The organism is Bradyrhizobium nitroreducens, assembly GCF_002776695.1.
Taxonomy (GTDB): domain Bacteria; phylum Pseudomonadota; class Alphaproteobacteria; order Rhizobiales; family Xanthobacteraceae; genus Bradyrhizobium; species Bradyrhizobium nitroreducens.
Genome location: NZ_LFJC01000003.1, coordinates 3,827,036 through 3,841,184, shown reverse-complemented (window position 1 = coordinate 3,841,184; position 14,149 = coordinate 3,827,036). Strand labels below are relative to the sequence as shown.

The window sequence follows — 14,149 nt, the reverse complement described above, 5'->3', positions numbered from 1 at the left end:
TTTCCGATGAAGGCTTCCTTAAGCCGCCGGCGCCTTCGGCGTGCGGTTGCGGGAGTTGCGCTGGAAGAACAGGGCCTGGCTCGCCACCGCCGAGACCATTGCAGGCTGGAACGGCTTTGAGATCAGGAAAGCCGGCTCCGGGCGCTCGCCGGTCAGGAAGCGCTCCGGGTAGGCGGTGATGAACACCACCGGCACCTCGAAGGTGCGCAGCAGCTCGTTGACGGCGTCCAGACCCGACGAGCCGTCGGCGAGCTGGATGTCGGCGAGGATCAGGCCGGGCCGCTTGTTCTTGGCCAGTGCCACCGCATCGGCGTGGGTGCGCGCGACGCCGACGACATTGTGGCCGAGATTCTTCACCAGGCTCTCGAGGTCCATGGCGATGAAGGTCTCGTCCTCGATGATCAGCACGTCGGTGGCGATCTCGGCCGCCATCTCGCGCCCGGCGGCATCCGCCAGCCGCCGCGTCTCGGCGACGTCGGTGCCGAGGATGTAGCCGACCTCCTCTTCCGAGAACCCTTCCAGCGACAGCAGCAGGAAGGCCTGCCGCGGCAGCGGCGTGATGTTCGACAGCCGCCGCTCGGGCGGCATCGGCAGGGTCGCCACCTCCGAATCGTCGTTGACCGAGACCGAATTCCAGATCTGGGTGAACAGCCGGAACAGGCCGGCGCGCGGCCCATGGCTCTCATCGAGCACCGACGGATCTCCCAGCATGGCTTCCAACATGGCTGCGACATAGGCGTCGCCGGAGGCCTGGCTGCCCGTCAGGGCGCGCGCATACCGGCGCAACAACGGCAAGTGTTCAGCAACGAGCTGCGAACGGGACATCCCCACTCCATTCATCTTCGGGCCGACCTCAAGGTCCAGGGCGTTACGCGGGGGGCCCGGGTTCCCCTGCTGGGGTTGATTACGCCTGAGCCTAAGAAAAGTTCCCCCCGCCCGGGAACTTTTTGTCGAACCTGGAATTGTGCCTATCCAGGGAACGGCTCCCGGTTGAGAAAACTTCTCGAATTTACAGTCACTTAACTCGGGGAAACGTGGAACAGGTCATGAAAGATCTCAAGTCTCAAGCCAGCAGAAGCACGACCCCCGGCAAGGGAGGGCTCACTCCGGAGATTCAATCCCGGATCGGCCATCAGTTGCGCGCCATGTACGACGATGTCGTACGACAGGGGGTTCCAGATCGGTTCGCCGAACTGATCAAGAAGCTTGATGCGCCGGGGGCAGCCCCCCAATTGGGCGATGAGGGCGGATCCAACGACAACAACAATGGGAGGGATTAATGCCTCTCACGGACTCCCTGCGTGACGACATCCTGGCGGCCGTGCCGAGCTTGCGCGCGTTCGCCATTTCGCTCAGCGGCAATGCGGACCGCGCCGACGATTTGGTGCAGGAGACACTGCTCCGCGCACTCGCCAACATCGACTCGTTCCAGCCCGGCTCCAATCTTCCGGCGTGGCTGTTCACGATCCTGCGCAACCTGTTTCGCTCCGACTATCGCAAGCGGCGGCGCGAGGTCGAGGACGCCGAGGGCAATTACGCCAAGACGCTGAAGACACAGCCGTCGCAGAACGCGCATCTCGAGTTCGAGGAATTCCGCACGGCGCTCGAAAAGCTTCCGCAGGATCAGCGTGAAGCGCTGATCCTGGTCGGCGCCTCCGGCTTCTCCTACGAGGACGCCGCCTCGATCTGCGGCTGCGCCGTCGGCACGATCAAGAGCCGCGTGAACCGCGCGCGCTCGAAGCTTGCCGCGTTGCTCTATGTCGATGGCGCCGAGGATTTCGGCCCGGACGAGACCGTTCGGGCCGTGATCGGCGGCAGCGGCGGCTGACAGCCGGCGTCAAGCGAATTGAGGCAAGGATGAAGGCGGCCGTTTCCACGGCCGTCTTCGCCTGCCTCAAGACGGACTGCGTCCTCGATCACTCGTCCACGAAGGTCACGGTGTCAGCCACGCTCGCACGCGAGGTGCGGTAGCTGTTGACCGTGTGGGCGTGGTCGGCATAGCCGAACGAGATGCCGCAGACGACGCGGCGATCCTCGGGCAGGTTGAAGTGGCGGCGGATCAGGCCGGAGTGGCGCGCGAGCGCGGCCTGCGGGATCGTGCCGAGCCCGAGCGCCTGCGCCGCCAGCATGAAATTGCCGACATAGGCGCCGCAATCGATCGCACCGTAGATGCCGAGCGGCTCGTTGGTGTGGATGATGGCGACATGCGGCGCGCCAAAGAAATTGTAGTTCTCCAGCGCCTGCTTGGCGTACGCCATCTTGTCACCGCGGGCGATGCCGAGCGTGTTGTAGAGCTGAAAACCGCTTTCGCGGCGGCGTTCGAGATAGACGCCGACATATTCGCGCGGCGGGGTGAAATCGTAATCGTCACCGAGGCCGCCTGATGCTTCCTTGTAGATCGCCTTGCGGAAGCGCTCCTTGGCTTCGCCGCTGGCGATGACGACCTGCCAGGGCTGGCTGTTGCACCAGGACGCGGTGCGCTGCGCCGTGGTCAGCACGTGCTCGATGGTCGCGCGGTCGACCTGCTTCGGCAGGAAGGCGCGGACGGAATAGCGCTCGTTGAGCAGCTCTTCGAGCACACCGATGCGATCGTTTTGATTCACTTTTGCGTCCATTGCTTAGCTCGCTTTCGTGCCCCGGACGCGACGCAGCACGAAGTGATGCGGCGCAGAGCCGGGGCCCATGGCTCCTGGGTCCCGGCTCGCGCTCCGCGCGTCCGGGACACAAGAGTCTTTCATCTGCCCTTGGTCGGGATCTTGTTATACGGCACGTCCTTGTCGACACGGATGTCGCCGGGCAGGCCGAGCACGCGCTCGGCGATGATGTTGCGCAGGATCTCGTCGGTGCCGCCGGCGATGCGCATTGAGGGCGAGGACAGCAGCATCTGCTGGAACTGACCCTGAACGGTCTCCTCGTCATTGCCGGTGAGCACACCGGCCGCACCCTGCAGGTCCATGGCGTAGGTCGCGATGTCCTGCAGCATCATGCCCGACACCAGCTTGCCGATCGAGTTCTCCGGTCCCGGCCGCTCGCCCTTCGACAGCGCCGAGATGGTGCGGTAGCTGGTGAATTTCAGCCCGTTCGACTTCGCCGCCCAGCTTGCCAGCTTCGAGCGCACCGCGGGATCGTCGATCGCAAGGCCCTCCTCCAGCATCAGATTGGAGCAGAACTCGAACATTTCAGGGACGCCGGTCGCAAGCCGCGCGCCGATCGACATGCGCTCGTTCATCAGCGTGGTCAGCGACACGCTCCAGCCCTCGCCGACGGCGCCCAGCCGCTGGCTGTCGGGGATCACGACGTCGGTGAAATAGACCTCGTTGAATTCCTGCATGCCGTTGGCCTGCCTGATCGGCCGCACCTCGACACCAGGGCTCTTCATGTCCAGGAAGAACATGGTGAGACCCTTGTGCTTGGGCACGTTCGGATCGGTGCGCGCGATCAGAAGGCCATAGTCGGAATAATGCGCGCCCGAGGTCCAGATCTTCTGGCCGTTGACGACCCAATTGTCGCCCTTCTTCTCGGCGCGGGTGCGCAGGCCCGCAACGTCGGAGCCGGCCGACGGCTCGGAGAACAGCTGGCACCAGATCTCCTCGCCCGAGGCGAGCTTGGGCAGATAGCGGCGCTTGGCCTCCTCGCTGCCGAACGCCATCACGGTCGGGCCGCACATGCCCTCGCCGATCTGGAACGGCTGCGTCAGCTTGCCGTAGACGCCCTCTTCCTGCTGCCAGATCACCTTCTCGATCGGCGTCGCGCCGCGGCCGCCATATTCCTTCGGCCAGTGCAGGCAGGCCCAGTTGCCCTCCGCCTTCTTCTTCTGCCAGGCCTTGCCGACCTCGACCATGTCGTGCTTGGCGAGCCGGATGCGCCCGAGCGAGGATTTCGAAAGCTCCTCCTCGAACTCCTTTGGCGCATTGGCGTCGATCCACTTGCGCGCGGTCTCGCGGAATGCGGCTTCCTGCGGGGTGTCGTCGAAATTCATGGCGGCCTCTTTCTTTCTGTCATTCCGGGGCGCCCGAAGGGCGAACCCGGAATCTAGAGGTTAGTGACTCATCTCGAGATTCCGGGTTCGATGCTTCGCATCGCCCCGGAATGACGGCTAATTTCTTCCCTTCGTCGGGATCTTGTTGAACGGCACGTCCTTGTCGACCCTGATGTCGCCGGGCAGGCCCAGCACCCGCTCGGCGATGATGTTGCGCATGATCTCGTCGGTGCCGCCTTCGACGCGCGTGCCGGGCGCGCGCAGCAGCATGGCCTGGAAACGGCCGGCCAGCTCACCATCCTCGCCGCTGACCACGCCACTCGCGCCCTGCAGGTCCAGCGCGTAAGTCGCGACGTCCTGAATCATCGAGCCCGCGACCAGCTTGCCGATGGAGTTTTCCGGCCCCGGCCGCTCGCCCTTCGACAGCGCCGAGATCGCGCGCATGCTGGTGTATTTCAGCCCGCTCGCCTTCACCGCCCAATTGGCGAGCTTCGAGCGCACCGCCCGATCCTCGATCGCCGGGCCGTCGTCGAGCATCAGGCTGGAGCAATACTCGAACAATTCAGGGAAGCCGGTCGAGACGGCCGCACCGATCGCGCTGCGCTCGTTCATCAGCGTGGTCAGCGACACGTTCCAGCCGTCGCCGACCTCGCCGAGGCGCTGATGGTCGGGAATCCTGACATTGGTGAAATAGACCTCGTTGAAGTCCGAGGCGCCGCTCGCCTGCTTGATCGGCCGCACCTCGACGCCCGGGCTCTTCATGTCCAGGAAGAACATGGTGAGGCCCTTGTGCTTGGGCACGGTCGGATCGGTGCGCGTGAGCAGAATGCCGTAGTCGGAATAATGCGCGCCCGAAGTCCAGATCTTCTGACCGTTGATGACCCAGTCGTCGCCGTCCTTCTCGGCACGGGTGCGCAGACCCGCAACGTCCGAGCCGCCCGCCGGTTCGGAGAACAGCTGGCACCAGACCTTCTCGCCGGAAGCGAGCGGCGGCAGGTAGGTGCGCTTATGCTCCTCACGCGCGAACGCCATCATCGTCGGCCCGCACATGCCGTGGCCGATGATGAACATGCGGGACAGCTGGCCGAACGGACCTTCTTCCTGCGACCAGATCACGCGCTCGATCGGCGACGAGCCGCGGCCGCCATATTCTTTCGGCCAGTGCAGGCAGGCCCAGCCGGCATCGGCCTTCTTCTTCTGCCAGGCCTTTGCCACCTCGAGGATATTGGCGTTCTTCAGCACCGTGCGCCCGAGCGAGGATTTGCGCAGCTCCTCCTCGTACTGCTTGGGCGCATTGGCGCTGATCCAGGCGCGGGCGGTGGCACGGAACTCGGCTTCCTGCGGGGTATCGTCGAAGTTCATGGTCTTGCCTCTTCTTCCGTCATTCCGGGGCGATGCGAAGCATCGAACCCGGAATCCAGAGGTTGGTTACTCATCTCGGGATTCCGGGTTCGCCGCTGTGCGGCGCCCCGGAATGACGACATCATCACGCCGCGTTCTTTTTCCGCATGCGGTCGATCAGCTGGTCTTCCCAATAGGACAGACTACCGAGCCCGAGCGCCATCGCGTTGGCGCGGCGGTAGTACATGTGGCAGTCGAACTCCCAGGTGAAACCCATGCCGCCGTGAACCTGGATGTTGTTCTTGGCGCAGTGCTGGAACGCCTGCGTCGCGCTGATGCGCGCGGCAGCGGCCGCTTCCGGCAGCTCGGCCGCGTTGGTCGAGAGAGCCCAGGCACCGTAATAGCTGTTGGAGCGCGCCAGCGTTGCCGAGACGTACATGTCGGCGAGCATGTGCTTGACCGCCTGGAACGAGCCGATCTGGCGGCCGAAGGCGATGCGATCGAGCGCGTAGTCTCGGCCCATCTCCAACGCACGGTCGGAGCCGCCAACTTGCTCGAAGGCGCACAGCACCGCGGCGCGGTCGAGCACCTGGGTCAAGATGCTCCAGCCTTCACCGGCGGCGCCGAGCGGCTCGGCCTTGGCGTCCTTGAAGGCGATCTCCGCCTGCCCTCGGGTCGGATCGAGATTGGTGAGGCTCTTCACTTCGACACCTCCGGCCTTGAGGTCGACCAGGAACAGCGAGACGTCGCTGTCGCGTCCGCTCGATCCCGTGCGCGCGGCGACCACCGCGAAGTCGGCGATGGCGCCGTCGGCAACCGGCTTCTTGATGCCGTTGAGCACGCCGTTCGCAGCGGTCAGCTTGACGTTCTTCGGCGCCGGATTGCCCTTGCCCTCGAACAGCGCCAGCGTGCCGATCGCTTCACCGGAAGCAATCGCCGGCAGCCACTTCTTCTTCTGCGCATCGTTGCCCGCGATCAGCAGGGCCTCGGCGGCAAGGTAGACGGTCGAGGAGAACGGCACCGGAGCGTTGGCGCGGCCCATCTCCTCGGCAATCACACAGAGCTCGAGATGGCCGGCGCCGGCGCCGCCGAACTCCTCGGGGATCGCAACGCCGAGGAAGCCCATCTCGGCGAGGCCCTTCCAGAGCTCCTTGTCGTAAGGCGCCTTGCCGTCGAGCACGGCGCGCACAGCCTTGGGCGAGCATTTCTCAGCGAGGAACTTGCGCGCCTGATCGCGGAGCTGCTTCTGGTCGTCGGAGAAGTCGAAGTTCATGGCGGCTACCTCTTATCTTATTGTCATTGAGACCGTCATTCCGGGGCGCCGCGTAGCGGCGAGCCCGGAATCCATTTCTCCAGGCGTATGCGGCCCGATGGATTCCGGGCTCGCGCTGCGCGCGCCCCGGAATGACGAATGGAGAGAGAAAGGCTTCATCGCAGCACGATCACATCCTGATCCGGCTTGTCCGCATAGAGCCGCTCCACCAGCGCCGCGCGGCGTTCGAGGCCTGCGCGCTGGTTGATGTAGCCCTTGTCGGTGAGCTCGTTGCCGTCGATCGAGGGCGGCTCGACCATCAGCATCGCGCGGGCGATGATGCGGCTGCTGGCCCCCTCGCATTCCCTGTTGTGCGCCTCCAGCCCGCACTTGAAGCAGGCGATCACCTCGGGATGCTTCACGGCGTCCTCGAAGCTGAGATCGGGATTGCCGACGAGCTGCCGGCAGGCGTGCAGGTTCGGCCATGCCAGCAGGCCGATGAACGGGCGATCCTGTCCCGCGACCAGCGCGTCATGCACCACCGGCGTTGCGGCTGCGATCGCATCGGTGCGGAGCGAGCCGACATGCACGAAGGTGCCCGTAGTGAGCTTGAAGTCCTCGACCACGCGGCCGGCAAAGATGATGCCCTGCACCGGATCGGAATCGTCGACGAAAATGCCGGCGTCGCCGATGCAGTAAAATCCTTCCTCGTCGAACATCTTCTTCGTTAGTTCCGGCTGGCCGAAATAGCCGGGCGTGACGTTGACGCCGCGCAGGCGCAGCTCGTATTTCGAGCCGCACGGCACCATCTTCAATTCGACGCCCGGGAACGGCAGACCGATCAGGCCGACGCGCTCGGTGTCCCAATAGGTGCCGGTCGAGGTCGGCGCAGTCTCGGTCGAGCCCCAGCCGGTGTAGAACACGATGCGCTCGCCGGTGGTCTTCACCGCGAGCGCCTGCATGCGGTCGTAGAGATCGTCAGGCAACCGTGCGCCGCCATAGGCCATGATCGAGAGATTCCTGAAGAAGGAGCGGCAGAGCGCATCGTCCTTCTCCATGGCGGCGGCGAGCGCCGCGTAACCGGCCGGCACGTTGGCGTAATAGGTCGGCGAGATCTCGCGCAGGTTCCGCAGCGTCTCCTCGAACTGGCCCGGCATCGGCCGGCCGTCGTCGATGTAAAGCGTGCCGCCGTCGACCAGCACCGGATGGAAGGCCGCATTACCGCCCATGGTGTGATTCCACGGCATCCAGTCCAGCATGGTCGTGGTCGGGCCGTTCGGGTCACGCGGCCGCACCTGCATCATCATCGCCGCATTGGCACACATCATCGCTTGCGTGTTGATGACGGCCTTGGGCATGCCGGTCGAGCCCGAGGTGAACAGCAGCTTGCCGACGGTGTCCGGCGTGATCTTCGCAATCGACTCCTCGACGGCCTTCGTGACGGGCGTCGCCGCAAGCCCGGCGAAGCTGATGCTCTCAATGCCGTCGCAGGGCCGCGCGACATGAACCACGGTGACGCCACTGAGATCGAGCGCCTTCAGGGCTTTCTCGAAGGTCGGGCCGTCCTGTACCATCACCACGGCCGGCTTGATCAGGTCGAACAAATATTTCAGCTTGACGTGATCATGGCTCATCAGCGAGTAGGCCGGCGACACCGGCGCTGCGGGGACGCGCGCCTGCATCGCGGCCTGCGTCATCAGCGCATGCTCGATCGAATTGCCGGAGAGGATCGCGACGGGGCGACCATCGAGTCCGAGATTGAGCAGCCCTTGCGTCAGCGCATCGACGGTGCGCTTCGCTTCGCCATAGGACACCTTGCGCCATTCGCGGTTCGGACCGCCGCGCTGCGCCAGCCAGATGCGCTCGGGCGCCTCCTTCGCCCATTTCGCCAGCGATGCGGGAATGTGCGTCTCGTAAGGCTGCAACGGAATGCGCGACTTCAGCACCACCGTGCCGTCGCCGCGCCGCTCCACGTCGATGTCGCGTGCGAGCCACTCGATCTTGCGAAAGGCGGGCTTCGTCATCACGGCCGCCGCGCTTCCACTCATTTTGCGTCTCCCGGAATTATCGTCCTTTGCGGATCGTTCTCGTTCAGCGCCTGATATAGACAGGCTTTCGCTTCTCAAGGAAGGCCCTGATGCCTTCCGAAAATTCCTCGGAACGGCTGCACAGGACCTGGTTGCGATCTTCCATGGCGATGACAGCCTCGAGCGATCCCGCGTCGACGCTCATGTTGAGACATTCCTTGGACAGACGCAGGCCCACCGGCGAAGCCGTCATCATCGCATCGACATAGGGCTCGGCTGCGGCATCGAGCTTGTCCTCGTCCACGACTTCCGAGACCAGCCCAACCGCCAGCGCGCGCTCGGCGCCGATGAAGCGTCCGGTGAGGATCAACTCGGACGCGACGGACACGCCGATGAGGCGCGGCAGGAAGTAGCTGGTGCCGATGTCGCAGCCACCGAGCCCGAGCTTGATGAAGGCGCAGTTCATCCGCGCCGATTTCGTCGCGATGCGGATGTCGGAGGCGAGCGCCAGTGCAAAGCCGCCGCCGGCGGCGGCGCCCTGCACCAGCGACAGGATCGGCTGCGGACAGCGCCGCATCAGCATCACGATGTCGGCGATACGGCGCTGTGAATCCAGGGACTCCGTGACACCGGGCGGCTCCTGCTGCCCGGCGCGGCGCGCCATCGCTGCCTTGAGATCGAGGCCGGCGCAAAAGTTCCTGCCGGCGCCCTTCAGCACGACGACGCGCGTGTCGCGATTGCGCTGCAGGCCCTGGAAATAGACGTTGAGCGCGTCGATCAGCGCGGGATCGAGCGCGTTGAGGCTATCCGGACGATTGAGCATGACCCGGTCGACGCCGTCGTCATGCTCGATCAGCAGCGGTTGGGACATAGGGGCCTCGTTTTTTTGTGCCACACGAAGACCGTCTCCCACCCTCCCCTGGAGGGGGAGGGTCGGCTCACATGAAGCGCAGCGAAATGTGAGACGGGGTGGGGTGACGGTCTCTCCGCTTGAGACGCTGCCGTGTGGAGAGATCACCCCACCCCGCTCGCGCTGCGCGCGATCGACCCTCCCCCTCCAGGGGAGGGTAAGACAGAAAGCCTAGCGCGGAGCCATACGGATGGCGCCGTCGAGACGGATGGTCTCGCCGTTCAGCATCGGGTTCTCGACGATGTGCACGGCGAGCGCGCCGTATTCCTTGGCATCGCCGAGACGCGAGGGATGCGGCACCTGGGCGCCCAGGCTCTTGCGGGCCTCCTCGTTCAGACCCATCAGCAACGGCGTGAAGAACAGGCCGGGCGCGATGGTGTTGACGCGGATCTTCTGGCTGGCGAGGTCGCGCGCGGCCGGCAGCGTGAGGCCGACGACGCCGCCCTTCGAGGCCGAATAGGCGATCTGGCCGATCTGGCCTTCATAGGCCGCGACCGAAGCGGTGTTGATGATGACGCCGCGCTCCTCGCCGACCGGCTCGATGGTGACGAGACGCTCGGCGAACAGCCGCAGGCAGTTGAACGTGCCGATCAGGTTGACGTTGATGATGCGCGCGAACTTTTCGAGCGGATAGACGCCGTCGCGGCCGACGATGCGCTGCGAGCCGCCGATGCCGGCGCAGTTCATCAGCACGCGCGCAACGCCGTGCGCGGCTTCCGCCTTGGCGATCGCAGCCTTGATCTGCTCTTCGCTCGTGACGTCGGCATGGAGCGCGACGCCCTTCACCTCGGCGGCAACCTTTTCGGCGTTCTCCTTGTTCTGGTCGATCACGCCGATCCTGGCGCCCTTGGCCGCCATGGCGCGGGCGGTGGCTTCGCCGAGACCCGAACCACCGCCGGTGATGAGAACGGCTACGTCTTTCAACTCCATCGTATTCTACCTTTCCTTGGGCGTTTCTTCTCTAGACTTGCAGAGCTTCGGCCGGATTATCCGGCCGCCGCAGCTTCCCCGGCTTGCGTGAGGATGCCGCCGCAGATCAGCGTTTCCATGTGCTTGATGTATTGCCGGCAGACGTCATCGGTGACCGGACCGACACCGGTCGCGCGGGACATCGCGTGCCGGCCGAAGAACAGGTGATCGCAGGCACCGATCAGGCTGGTGTAGAACAGCACCGGATCGGTGGCGCGGAACTCGCCGCGGCTGACGCCTTCGGCCAGCAGGCGGCGGTGGAAGTCGAGCAGCGGCGCCACGAAGAATTTCGAGACTTCGTCGGCGGAGCCCGCATTGGTTTCGTGCAGCAGATAATGGATCAGCCGGTTCATGTAGGGGAACCGGTGATAGGCGCGGATGATGCCGGCGATGTGCAGCTTCAGCTTCGCCGTCGACGTGATCGGCTGCGCCAGCAGATATTCGAGATTGGACATCTCGGTCGCAGCATCCCGCGCGAGCAGCGCCAGCAGCAGGCCGTCCTTGTTGCCGAAGTGATACTTGACCAGCGCGGCATTGGCGCCCGATTTCTGGGCGATGTCGGATAGCGAGATCTCGATCGAGGAGCGTTCGATCATCAGCTCGCTCGCGGCCACGAGCAATTTCTCCGCCGTGGAATTCTTCCCGCTCGGGAGCCTGTTCGGAACGCTGGTAGCCACGGAAGATCCCTGTTCGCCGCTCGAAGCGGGGCGCAGATAAGCTCAAGCAGCGCCTCATCACAAGAGTTAATTGATCGATTGACTAAATGACATCCCGTCCCTTAAATCCGTCCCCGACAACCAACCCAATCAAGAATTCAGGGAGAAACCGACATGGCCGAGGCTTATATCGTCGCCGCCGCGCGTACCGCCGGCGGGCGCAAGGGGGGCCGTCTCGCCGGCTGGCATCCGGCCGATCTCGCCGCGAAGGTGCTGGACGAGCTGGTCGATCGCACCAAGGTCGATCCGGCCCTCGTCGAAGACGTGATCATGGGCTGCGTGATGCAGGTCGGCGAGCAGTCCAACAACGTCGCGCGCAACGCGATCATGGCCTCGAAGCTGCCGGAGAGCGTGCCGGGCACCTCGATCGACCGCCAGTGCGGCTCCTCGCAGCAGGCGCTGCACTTCGCCGCGCAAGCCGTGATGTCCGGCGCGATGGACGTCGTGATCGCCGCCGGCGTGGAATCGATGACGCGCGTGCCGATGGGTCTGTCGTCGCAGCTGCCGGCCAAGAACGGCTTCGGCAGTTACAAGAGCCCGGGCATCGAGAAGAAGTATCCGAACATCGTGTTCAGCCAATTCACCGGCGCCGAGATGATGGCCGAGAAGTACGGCCTGTCGAAGGATGATCTCGACGAGTACTCCTACAACAGCCATCAGCGCGCGATCGCGGCGACGCAGGCCGGTCACTTCAAGAAGGAGATCGTGCCGCTCGAGATCACCCGCGCCGACGGCTCCAAGGACACCCACCACATCGACGAGGGCATCCGCTTCGACGTCACCCTCGACGGCATCAAGGGCGTCAAGCTGATCGCCGAGAAGGGCAAGCTCACCGCGGCCAGCGCCAGCCAGATCTGCGACGGCGCCTCCGGCGTGATGGTCGTCAACGAGCGCGGCCTCAAGCAGCTCGGCGCAACACCGCTCGCGCGCATCCACCACATGACCATGACCGGCGGCGATCCCGTCATCATGCTCGATGCTCCCCTGCACGCTACCAAGAAGGCGCTGGAGAAGGCCGGCATGAAAATCGACGACATCGACCTGTTCGAGGTCAACGAGGCGTTCGCCTCCGTGCCGACCGGCTGGCTCAAGACCACCGGCGCCGATCCTAGCAGGCTCAACGTCAACGGCGGCGCCATCGCACTCGGCCATCCGCTCGGCGGCTCCGGCACCAAGCTGATGACGACGCTGGTCCACGCCCTGCACCAGCGCGGCAAGCGCTACGGCCTGCAGACCATGTGCGAAGGCGGCGGCATGGCCAACGTGACGATCGTGGAGCGGCTGTAAGAAAAGCAAAAGCGAGTAGTGAGTGGCGAGTAGCGAATGGTGAGTAGGCGAAGAACGGTTTGCCCTTCTTCCCTATTCGCCAGTCGCTACTCGCCATTCGCGTTTTGAGGAAACGCCATGACTCACCCTTCCATCCACGCCCGCACCACGCCCGACAAGATCGCCTATCGGATGGCCGGGACCGGCAAGGCGATCACCTATCGCGAGCTCGACGAGCTCTCGAACCAGGGCGCGCAGCTGTTCCGCTCGCTCGGTCTCAAGGCCGGCGATCACATCGCGCTTCTGATGGAGAACCGCCTCGCCTTCATGGAGCTGTGCTGGGCCGCGCAGCGCAGTGGGCTCTATTACACCGCGATCAGCCGCTACCTGAAGCAGGACGAGATCGAGTACATCATCGCCGATTGCGGCGCCAAGGTCGTGATCACGACACCGAAATGCGCCGACCAGATCAAGGGCCTGATCAAGGGCACGCCCGGCGAGCCGATCTTCTACATGATGGACGAGTCGCTGCCCGGCTTCCGTTCCTACGACAAGGAAGCTGCCGCGCAGCCGACCACGCCTGTTACGGACGAGGTCGCCGGCTACGACATGCTGTATTCGTCGGGCACCACCGGCCGGCCGAAGGGAATCAAGAAGGCGTTCGAGGGCAACAGGATCGACGTGCCTAACGCCTTCCTGCGCGTGCTCTGCGCCGACATGTGCGGCATGAACGCGGAGAGCACCTATCTGTCGCCGGCGCCGCTGTATCACGCAGCGCCCCTGCGGTTCAACATGATGGCGATTGTGCTGGGCGGCACCTCCATCATCATGGAGCATTTCGACGCCGAAGAGTTCCTGAAGCTGGTCGAGAAATACAAGGTGACGCAATCGCAGCTGGTGCCGACCATGTTCGTGCGCATGCTGAAGCTGCCGGACGAGGTACGCACCAAGTACGACGTTTCCACGCTCAAGGGCGCAATCCACGCCGCCGCGCCCTGCCCGGTCGACGTGAAGGCCAAGATGATCGAATGGTGGGGACCGATCCTGATCGAATATTACGCGGGATCGGAAGGCAACGGCGTCACCGTCTGCAATTCGCAGCAATGGCTGGAGCATCGCGGCAGCGTCGGCCGCGCCGTGGTCGGCAAGATCAAGATTTTGGACGAGAACGACGAGGAGCAGCCGGTCGGCGAGATCGGCACGGTCTATTTCGCCGACGCACCCGCCTTCACCTATCACAACGACCCCGAGAAGACGAAGAAGGCCTACAACGCCAAGGGCTGGTCCACGCTCGGCGATGTCGGCTATCTCGACAAGGACGGCTTCCTGTTCCTCACCGACCGCAAATCCTACATGATCATCTCCGGCGGGGTGAACATCTACCCGCAGGAGACCGAGGACGTGCTGATCACCCACCCCGACGTCGCCGACGTCGCCGTGTTCGGCGTGCCGAACGAGGAGATGGGCGAAGAGGTGAAGGCGGTGGTGCAGCCGCACGACATGGGCCGCGCCGGCAAGGCGCTGGAAGCCGACCTGATTGCCTATTGCAAGGGTCGTCTCTCCGCGATCAAGTGCCCGCGCTCGATCGATTTCGAAGCCGAGCTGCCGCGCACGCCCACGGGCAAGCTGGTGAAGCGGCACCTGCGCGATAAGTATTGGCCGAAGGCGGCGGCGAAGATTTAGCCGACT

General features: G+C 64.5%; 13 protein-coding genes. 4 read left to right on the top strand and 9 right to left on the bottom strand.

What is annotated here, in order from left to right:
* Positions 1 to 18: 18 nt before the first annotated feature.
* On the bottom strand, positions 19 to 825 hold the full coding sequence (locus tag TSA1_RS18630; protein ID WP_174718968.1) for a response regulator: 807 nt from the start codon (positions 823 to 825) through the stop codon (positions 19 to 21).
* A 221-nt stretch (positions 826 to 1,046) separates the two neighbouring features.
* Between TSA1_RS18630 and TSA1_RS18625 the strand changes: the two genes are divergently transcribed.
* Together TSA1_RS18625 and TSA1_RS18620 are read left to right on the top strand one after the other, a co-directional pair.
* The gene (locus TSA1_RS18625) at positions 1,047 to 1,280 is read left to right on the top strand and encodes a NepR family anti-sigma factor (RefSeq protein WP_174718967.1); all 234 of its coding nucleotides are present in this window, start codon (positions 1,047 to 1,049) and stop codon (positions 1,278 to 1,280) included.
* Positions 1,280 to 1,828, top strand: coding sequence for a sigma-70 family RNA polymerase sigma factor (locus TSA1_RS18620; RefSeq protein ID WP_100177624.1), 549 nt, complete (start codon positions 1,280 to 1,282; stop codon positions 1,826 to 1,828). The genes TSA1_RS18625 and TSA1_RS18620 overlap by 1 nt, the downstream gene beginning before the upstream one ends.
* An 88-nt stretch (positions 1,829 to 1,916) precedes the next feature.
* Here the strand turns inward: TSA1_RS18620 and TSA1_RS18615 are convergent, their stop codons facing one another.
* The 8 genes from TSA1_RS18615 to TSA1_RS18580 all read right to left on the bottom strand — a co-directional run bounded on the left by TSA1_RS18615 (position 1,917) and on the right by TSA1_RS18580 (position 11,098).
* Positions 1,917 to 2,615: a nitroreductase gene (locus TSA1_RS18615; RefSeq protein ID WP_100177623.1), complete on the bottom strand. Its 699-nt coding sequence runs from the start codon at positions 2,613 to 2,615 to the stop codon at positions 1,917 to 1,919.
* 119 nt (positions 2,616 to 2,734) lie between these two features.
* Positions 2,735 to 3,979 (bottom strand): acyl-CoA dehydrogenase, encoded by a 1,245-nt coding sequence (locus TSA1_RS18610; protein ID WP_100177622.1) that lies wholly within the window; start codon positions 3,977 to 3,979, stop codon positions 2,735 to 2,737.
* Between the two features lie 117 nt (positions 3,980 to 4,096).
* Positions 4,097 to 5,341, bottom strand: a complete 1,245-nt coding sequence (locus TSA1_RS18605; protein ID WP_100177621.1) for an acyl-CoA dehydrogenase — start codon at positions 5,339 to 5,341, stop codon at positions 4,097 to 4,099.
* 124 nt (positions 5,342 to 5,465) lie between these two features.
* Positions 5,466 to 6,593, bottom strand: coding sequence for an acyl-CoA dehydrogenase family protein (locus TSA1_RS18600; protein ID WP_100177620.1), 1,128 nt, complete (start codon positions 6,591 to 6,593; stop codon positions 5,466 to 5,468).
* 155 nt (positions 6,594 to 6,748) lie between these two features.
* Positions 6,749 to 8,620, bottom strand: a complete 1,872-nt coding sequence (locus TSA1_RS18595) for an AMP-binding protein (protein ID WP_100177619.1) — start codon at positions 8,618 to 8,620, stop codon at positions 6,749 to 6,751.
* Between the two features lie 43 nt (positions 8,621 to 8,663).
* Positions 8,664 to 9,470, bottom strand: a complete 807-nt coding sequence (locus tag TSA1_RS18590; RefSeq protein WP_100177618.1) for an enoyl-CoA hydratase/isomerase family protein — start codon at positions 9,468 to 9,470, stop codon at positions 8,664 to 8,666.
* Between the two features lie 210 nt (positions 9,471 to 9,680).
* Positions 9,681 to 10,439, bottom strand: a complete 759-nt coding sequence (locus TSA1_RS18585; protein ID WP_100177617.1) for an SDR family NAD(P)-dependent oxidoreductase — start codon at positions 10,437 to 10,439, stop codon at positions 9,681 to 9,683.
* A 56-nt stretch (positions 10,440 to 10,495) separates the two neighbouring features.
* A complete protein-coding gene (locus TSA1_RS18580) occupies positions 10,496 to 11,098 on the bottom strand; it encodes a TetR family transcriptional regulator (RefSeq protein WP_100177616.1) in 603 nt (200 codons plus the stop codon).
* A 210-nt stretch (positions 11,099 to 11,308) separates the two neighbouring features.
* Here TSA1_RS18580 and TSA1_RS18575 point away from each other — a divergent pair, with 210 nt between their 5' ends.
* Complete coding sequence (locus tag TSA1_RS18575; RefSeq protein ID WP_100177615.1) at positions 11,309 to 12,481, top strand: acetyl-CoA C-acetyltransferase; 1,173 nt, start codon at positions 11,309 to 11,311, stop codon at positions 12,479 to 12,481.
* A 117-nt stretch (positions 12,482 to 12,598) separates the two neighbouring features.
* A complete protein-coding gene (locus TSA1_RS18570) occupies positions 12,599 to 14,143 on the top strand; it encodes an acyl-CoA synthetase (protein ID WP_100177614.1) in 1,545 nt (514 codons plus the stop codon).
* Positions 14,144 to 14,149: the final 6 nt, after the last annotated feature.